Origin of the sequence: Microbacterium flavum (assembly GCF_018717645.1) — a bacterium.
In the GTDB taxonomy this organism is placed as follows: domain Bacteria; phylum Actinomycetota; class Actinomycetes; order Actinomycetales; family Microbacteriaceae; genus Microbacterium; species Microbacterium flavum.
Window position 1 is genome coordinate 283,075 of sequence record NZ_JAFLHG010000003.1, and the last position, 7,099, is coordinate 290,173.

8 protein-coding genes and 1 tRNA gene are annotated in these 7,099 nt (G+C 68.6%); 8 read left to right on the forward strand and 1 reads right to left on the reverse strand.

Annotation, left to right across the window (positions count from 1 at the left end; genetic code table 11):
- Positions 1-18: 18 nt before the first annotated feature.
- The 5 genes from gltX (at position 19) to J0P97_RS05105 (ending at position 3,327) form a co-directional block, all read left to right on the forward strand.
- Positions 19-1,533: a glutamate--tRNA ligase gene (gltX, locus tag J0P97_RS05085; RefSeq protein WP_215486681.1), complete on the forward strand. Its 1,515-nt coding sequence runs from the start codon at positions 19-21 to the stop codon at positions 1,531-1,533.
- 91 nt (positions 1,534-1,624) lie between these two features.
- Positions 1,625-1,696: transfer RNA gene (locus J0P97_RS05090), tRNA-Gln, on the forward strand.
- A gap of 57 nt (positions 1,697-1,753) precedes the next feature.
- Entirely contained in the window at positions 1,754-2,167 is a 414-nt protein-coding gene (locus J0P97_RS05095; protein ID WP_215486682.1) for a pilus assembly protein N-terminal domain-containing protein, read from the forward strand.
- 114 nt (positions 2,168-2,281) lie between these two features.
- Positions 2,282-2,629: a DUF3021 family protein gene (locus J0P97_RS05100; protein WP_215486683.1), complete on the forward strand. Its 348-nt coding sequence runs from the start codon at positions 2,282-2,284 to the stop codon at positions 2,627-2,629.
- On the forward strand, positions 2,626-3,327 hold the full coding sequence (locus J0P97_RS05105) for a phosphatase PAP2 family protein (RefSeq protein WP_215486684.1): 702 nt from the start codon (positions 2,626-2,628) through the stop codon (positions 3,325-3,327). The genes J0P97_RS05100 and J0P97_RS05105 overlap by 4 nt, the downstream gene beginning before the upstream one ends.
- Here J0P97_RS05105 and J0P97_RS05110 read toward each other — a convergent pair.
- Complete coding sequence (locus J0P97_RS05110; RefSeq protein ID WP_308163436.1) at positions 3,296-4,063, reverse strand: diacylglycerol/lipid kinase family protein; 768 nt, start codon at positions 4,061-4,063, stop codon at positions 3,296-3,298. The two genes, J0P97_RS05105 and J0P97_RS05110, sit on opposite strands and share 32 nt — an antisense overlap.
- A 172-nt stretch (positions 4,064-4,235) precedes the next feature.
- Here J0P97_RS05110 and J0P97_RS05115 point away from each other — a divergent pair, with 172 nt between their 5' ends.
- From J0P97_RS05115 to J0P97_RS15490, 3 genes are read left to right on the forward strand one after another with little or no spacing between them, the layout of a single operon-like run.
- On the forward strand, positions 4,236-5,291 hold the full coding sequence (locus J0P97_RS05115) for a tyrosine-type recombinase/integrase (protein WP_215486685.1): 1,056 nt from the start codon (positions 4,236-4,238) through the stop codon (positions 5,289-5,291).
- Positions 5,281-5,616, forward strand: coding sequence for a helix-turn-helix domain-containing protein (locus tag J0P97_RS05120; protein ID WP_215486686.1), 336 nt, complete (start codon positions 5,281-5,283; stop codon positions 5,614-5,616). The genes J0P97_RS05115 and J0P97_RS05120 overlap by 11 nt, the downstream gene beginning before the upstream one ends.
- Before the next feature lie 5 nt (positions 5,617-5,621).
- Positions 5,622-7,004: a hypothetical protein gene (locus J0P97_RS15490; RefSeq protein WP_246539778.1), complete on the forward strand. Its 1,383-nt coding sequence runs from the start codon at positions 5,622-5,624 to the stop codon at positions 7,002-7,004.
- The last annotated feature ends 95 nt before the right edge of the window (positions 7,005-7,099 follow it).

Genomic DNA, 7,099 nt, shown 5'->3' on the forward strand with positions numbered 1-7,099 from the left:
GCACCTAGACTGGGGGTGATGTCTGCAGCGATCGATCCCCGAACCACCACCGCCACCGGACCCGAGGTCCGCGTGCGGTTCTGCCCCTCGCCGACGGGCCTCCCGCACGTCGGGATGATCCGCACGGCCCTGTACAACTGGGCGTACGCGCGGCACACCGGCGGCAAGCTCATCTTCCGCGTGGAGGACACCGACGCCGCCCGCGACAGCGAGGAGAGCTATCGGCAGCTGGTCGACGCGCTCACGTGGCTGGAGATCGACTGGGACGAGGGTGTCGAGAAGGGCGGTCCGCACGCGCCCTACCGGCAGTCGCAGCGGCGCGAGATCTACGCCGAGGTCCTCGAGAAGCTCGTGGCATCCGGCGCCGTGTACGAGTCCTACTCGACCGCCGAGGAGATCGACGCGCGCAACGCGGCCGCCGGTCGCGCGAAGCAGCTCGGCTACGACAACGCCGACCGCGACCTCACCGACGAGCAGAAGGCCGCGTTCCGCGCCGAGGGCCGCGAACCCGCCTACCGCCTGCGCGTCCCGGATGCCGACCTGACCTACGTCGACCTGATCCGCGGCGACGTGACCTTCCCCGCGGGATCGTTCCCCGACTTCGTCGTCGTCCGCGCGGGCGGGCAGGCGCTGTACACCTTCACGAACCCCGTCGACGACGCGCTCATGGGCATCACCCACGTCATCCGCGGCGAAGACCTCATGCCCTCGACCGCGCGTCAGCTCGCGCTCTACAGCGCCCTCATCGACGCAGGGGTCACCCCGTTCGTGCCGCGCTTCGGGCACATGCCGCTCGTGCTCGGCGAGACCGGCACCAAGAAGCTTTCCAAGCGCGACCCGCAGGCCGATCTCTTCCTCCTGCGCGAGAAGGGCTTCATCCACGAGGGCCTCCTGAACTACCTGTCGCTGCTCGGCTGGTCGATCGCGGCCGACCGCGACGTCTTCTCGCGCGATGAGCTGGTCGCCGCGTTCGACATCGCCGACGTGAACCCGAACCCGGCCCGCTTCGACCAGAAGAAGGCCGAGTCGATCAACGGCGACCACGTCCGCATGCTGGATGTCGCGGATTTCTCCGCACGGCTCGTGCCGTACCTGCACGCCGCCGGACTCGTGGAGAACCCGCCGACGCCTGCGCAGCAGGAGACGCTGGACGCCGCAGCCCCGCTCGTCCAGGAGCGTATGCAGCTCCTCGGCGACGCACCGGGGCTCCTCGGCTTCCTGTTCCGCGACGAGGTCGTCTACGACGAGGACGCCCGCGGCGGCCTGCCCGCCAACGCGGGTGAGGTCCTCGTCGCCTCCATCGGCGCCCTCGAGGAGGTGCCCGAGCAGGGCTTCACCGCCGCGGCGGTGCAGAGCGCGCTGTCGGATGCGCTGATCGAGGGCCTCGGCCTGAAGCCCCGCGTCGCCTACGGCCCTCTGCGCGTCGCGGTCAGCGGCCGGCGCGTCTCGCCGCCGCTGTTCGAGTCGATGGAGCTGCTCGGCAAGGGGGAGTCGATCCGTCGCCTCGACGCGCTCGTCCAGCAGGTCGGCTGAGCGCGAGCGGGCCGGTCGCGCCCGGTCGGTTTGGATCGGGTCCCGGGGTGGGCTAAGCTTGATCCTCGGTACGACTTCGGTCGAACACTCTTGGGGTATGGTGTAATTGGCAACACGGCGGTTTCTGGTTCCGTTGTTCTTGGTTCGAGTCCAGGTACCCCAGCGTGAAAGAACCCCCGGTCGACCGGGGGTTCTTTGCTTTTCAGAGGACGGAGAAGTGATGACCGGTCGTACTCTCCTGCGGGCCGTGGCGGCCGCGGCGGTTTCGGTGGCGGCACTGACCTTCGCCGCGTGCGGCTCACCCGCGGCGGCGCCCGCCTCGCCGACGCCGATTGGTGGAAATGTCATCGCCCCGGTGACCATGTCCGCCGGGTCGCTTCAGGGCGCGACCGTGGACCTCGTCGTGGGTCAGGTGTTGAACATCTCCACGGGAGACCTCGCGGCGGACAGCTATACGGCCGCCGTCGCCGACACCGCGGTCGCGTCCTTCACACCCGGCGGCGAGAAGTCGGGTGCGGTATTCAACCCGGGAATCACCGCCGTCGCGCCCGGTACGACCGCCGTGCGGATGACGAACAGCCAGGGCGGCATCCAGCCGCTGGACTTCACGGTCGTCGTCGCCGAGAGAAAATGACCTCGTCGGCGTCGTCATCGATGACGTCGGCCGCCTTCTCGCGGAAGTCCGCGACGGCCGCGGCGCTCGGTGACACGGTCTCGAGCCATGACGGTCGCGGCTAGTCTGATCGACGTGAAGAAGACGCGACCCTTCCTGATCTCGGGAGCCGTGACCGCGGTCGTGATGGTCACGATCTCCCTCTTCATCCCGGACCGCGCGCAGTCGATCAGCACGCTCTGCGTCGGGCTCATCGCGGGCGTGACGATCGCGGCGATCCCGATCTACGACATCCCGTCCTGGTCGCTCCTCCAGCGGTCGCTGCTGCATTTCGGCGTGATCGCGGTGACCGTCCTTCCGCTCGTCCTCGTCAGCGGCTGGTTCAGCGCGCCCGTGTCGGTTCTGGTGTTCCTGCTGTTCGGAGTCGTCGGATGGACCGTGGGGTACCTCCTGCACCGGCGTCGGGAGCGCGTGCGGACGTGAAGCTGCGACCGCCTTCGCGCGCCTCGGCGAACCGTGCCGGGACGACACTCCGGCGGTCACTCGTCCCCGCGGTCGCGTTCCTCGCGTTCCTGGGCGTGCTCGCTCTGGTGGAGGCGGGGTGGGCGCCGCTGCGGGCGCTCAATGACTCCGTCGCCCTCAGCGCCCATGCCACGGGGCGCGCCGTCGGATGGGAGTGGTGGACTCCGGTGTGGCAGGCGGTCTCGCTGGCGGGAGCGCCCACGGTCTTCCGTGTGCTGGCGGCGGCAGCCCTCCTCATCGTCTGGGTCGCGCCGTCGCCCCGCCTCCGGTCTGCACGCGGCGCGGTGACGGGGGCAGCCCTCGCGGTGCTGGCCGGCGGGCTCCTGCCCGTGGCGATCAAGGCGCTCGTCGGCCGTCCGCGTCCGGAGGCCGCCCTCGTGGCGGCCGCGCAGAGTTCATTCCCGTCCGCGCATGCATTCGGGATCACGGTCGCCGCGCTCTGCGCGATCGGTCTCGCCCGACGCGGCCAGCCCCGCGTCATGACGTCGATCGCGGCGGGCGTGCTCGTCCTTGTCGTGTGCGGGGCGCGCGTCTGCCTCGCCGTGCACTACCTCAGCGACGTCGTCGCGGGCGCCGCGCTGGGAGTCGTCTGGGTCGGCGTGGCATCCGTCGCCGGCCATGCCGTGCTCAGCGCCGGGGCGGGTGGGCGGGCGCGATGACGGTCAGCGCGCGGGGGAGGACCCGCGCGTCGAGGTGATCGATCTCCTCGCCGATCTCTCCATCGCGCGCAATCCGGTACGGGCCATCGGGCAGGTCGAAGTGGTACTCGGCGTCGGAGTACTGCTGATAGCGGCGGTTGCGCTCGATGCGCCCGCGGAAGAGGTCGAGGATAACGCGGGCGCGAGAGCCCAGGCGCGTGACGCCGAGCAGGCGCAGGTCGATGCGTCCGTCGTCGACGGTGGCTCGACGCACGGGCGCGAATCCGCGCGGCTCATAGCGGCCGTTGCCGAGGAACATCAGGCTGAAGCGTGCGTCGACGACCTCCCCGTCGAGGTCCTCCACGCGCAGCCGCACCGCCTTCGCTCCGCCGAGGGTGCGGATCGCCGCGACGACGGCGGCGAGCGGCTTACCGATCCGGTGTTCGTAGCGCTCGCGGACCGTGACGAAATCGGTGTAGGCGCCGACGCTCGCCGTGTTCACGAAGATCTTCCCGTTGACCTCGCCGAGGTCGACTTTGGCGACCGTCCCGGCCTGCACCGCGGCGATGGCCGCCGGCAAGGGGAACATGCCGAGATCCTTCGCGAAGTGGTTGAAGGTGCCGGCGGGCAGGACGGCGAGGGGGATGCCGTGGTCGCGCGCGGCCGCGGCCGCCCGCTGTACGGTGCCGTCACCGCCGGCCACCGCAACCATCGCATGTTGCAGTGAATGCAACTGTCGATTCTTGCTAGCGACTATTGATCGGGGCGCTCGACGCTGGGTGGCATCGACCCTAACAGCGAGATCTCGTGGAGCGCGAAGCTCAGCTTGACGAGGTGATGCACCGTCCCGTACGTTGTTGCATCAAATGCAAGATTTTGGAGCTTCGCCGGCGGCCCTCCGACTGATCACATCGACGTCGAATGTCGCTTTGGCGAACCCTGAGCAGCAGGTTTTCAGCGCGATGGTGGAGGGGTGGCGGAGCCAGCAGCTGTCCCGCGGGCTTCGCGAGCAGACGATCCGGAATCGTGTGGCGACGGTGACGCGCTCCCGTGAGTTCGTGGACAAGCCACCGTGGAAGTGGACCGTCGCGGATGTCGACGAGTTCACCGCCGAGTCCGGGGTCCGTACGCGGGCGTTGTCGACGGTGCGGGCGAATCACGGCGCGATTCGCGCGTTCTGTGACTACCTCACGAGCCCGTTGTACGACTGGATGGAGATCTGCGACAGGGAGTTCGGCGACGTGCCGTCGCAGGTGTGTCTGCCGTGGAACACGGTCGCGCACCGGTTCGAGTTCGAGGGCGACGGGAAGCGCCGCCCGTTCACGTACGACGAGGTCGAGCGCCTGTTCGACACGGCTGATGCCCGCGTCGAGATGCTCGTCGATTCCGGACGGAAGGGCGCACTCGGAGCGCTGCGGGACACGCAGCTGCTGAAGACGATCTACGCGTTCGGACTGCGCCGGACGGAAGCGGTGATGCTCGATACCGTCGACTTGCACCACAACGCGAAGATGCGGCAGTGGGGACGCTATGGAGCGATCCACGTGCGGTGGGCGAAAGCGGCGGGCGGCGGCGCGCCCAGGCGTCGCACCGTGCTGCTGGTGCCGGAGTTCGACTGGTGGGTGCCGGGCATGCAGCAATGGCTCGAACAAGCGCGGGAGCGTTTCGCGCCGGACGACGATCTCGACGCACTCTGGGTAACCGAGCGTCGCACACGCCTGTCGGCCGGCTACTTGGACCGACGATTCGCGGAACTGCGTGATGAGGCCGGCCTGTCGAAGGATCTCACGTTGCACAGCCTTCGGCACTCCTATGTGACACACCTGCTGGAGTTCGGCTACGCCGAGCGATTCGTGCAGGAGCAGGTCGGGCACATGCACGCGTCGACGACCTCGATCTATGCCTCCGTCAGCTCGGACTACAAGAATCGGGTGCTCGCGGAGGCGCTGAAGGCTCTCATCGAAGGGGAAACAGATGACCGTTGAGCTCGAGACCGGATGGAACCTGCGCAGTGTGATGGCGTCGCGCGGGATCTTCCAGACTTCCAAGTTGAAACCGCTGCTCGAGGAGCGCGGCATCGACCTGTCCCGTGAGCAGGTGTATCGGCTCGTGACACAGTCCCCGCAGCGGGTGCGCCTCGACGTGCTCTCTGCACTCTGCGACGCTCTCGACTGCTCGCTCGATGATCTGGTGACGATCACCCGACGCGAGGCCGCGACTCCGGTAGCTGTCGGCGAGGAGGCGACGCGCGGGTCGATCGGCGATCTTCGCCCGGTCCGCGCCGCCATTCGTCGGCCGCGCACGAAGTAGCCGTGGTGGCAAAGCCACCGCAGGAGCCGAGGGTTGCGGAAGTCGTCGGCCTCGTCCGCCCGATCGCACCGGAGATTTCGGCCGAGCGCCTCGCGGAGATCGTGGCCGCCGTCGCTCCAGTGCCACTGACGCAGCGCCTGCTCGAGCTCGCGCTGATCAAGCAGCCGGGCGTCCTCGAGGGACATCATCGGAACGTGCCGGTGACCGTTCAGGACCTCGCCCACGCGCTCGTCGACGCTGGCGCGGCCCGGGTGGTGCTGCCGACGTGCGCGTCATGCGGTCGAGCGGTCCGGATGCCTCACAAGACGCCGAACGGAGGCCGGCATTGCTCCCGCTGCGAACGAAACGCCCGGTCCGTCGCCTGCGCCTCCTGCGGCCGTGTCAGGCCCGCGCAGCGAACGATCGACGGGCAGCGCTACTGCCGTGAATGTTGGCGGGCGGATCCTCGATCGTTTGGTCACTGCTCGCGGTGCGGGCAGCATGCGACCATTGTCGTCCGCCGCCCGGAGGTTGTCTGTCTGGCGTGCTACACCGCCCCGATCAAGACTTGCGGGCTCTGCGGAGAGCAGGGCCGAGTCGCCATGCACCTGAACGGGCGACGAGTCTGCGCCCGCTGCTACTACGCGATGCGCACGCCCCAGCCGTGCCCGGAATGCGGGCGGAAGGTGTTCCTCACTGGGTTCATGAACGACCGCAAGGTCTGCGCGGACTGCTCGGGAACGCCCGTCGCGATGGCGTGCCCGGGCTGTGGTTCGATCGAGGAAGTCCGCAAGCATCACCTGTGCGTGGAATGCCGCCGTCCCATCGCGATCCAGCAGCTCCTTGCCGATGGGGCGGGCAAGATCCGAGATGAGCTGCAGCCGTTGGCGCAGTATCTGATCACGCATCACGGCAGCGCGGTGTCACTCGAGCGGTGGCTGCACAAGAGCAAGTGCGCGGCTGTGCTCCGCGAGCTCGCCGACGGCTTCCTGCCCCTCACTGCCGAGGCGATCATCACCCGGGCGCGGACCGGACAGTCGGTCGCGTTCCTCCTCTCGCTTCTGGTCCGCTCTGGAGTGCTGCCGGAGCTCGACGTTGAAGTCGCAAGGTTCGGCCACTGGCTGAACGAGTGGCTCGACGGCATCGATCATCCCGAGGACCGGCTGATCCTGCGCCGGTACTGCACCTGGGAACTCCTGCGGTCCACGAGGTCGTTCCGGGCAGCATCGCGCGCCGCGTCGAGCCCAGCCGCCGGCTTCCAGAGGCAGCGTTCCGCATTGAAGCATTGCGCAGCGCTCCTCCACGAGGTCCGGGCTCAACGGGAGACTGTGGTGACATTCCCGCAGCGCAGGCTCGATACGCTTCTCAACGGCTCACTGAAGCGCCCTGAGTTTGTTGGAGACTCCTGACCTTGGAAACGAGGATGGGGTTATGCCGAAAGAGCAGACAGTGGGGAAGCCGACGACGCGTCGGTATTCGCCGGAGGAGAAGGCCGCCGCGGTCC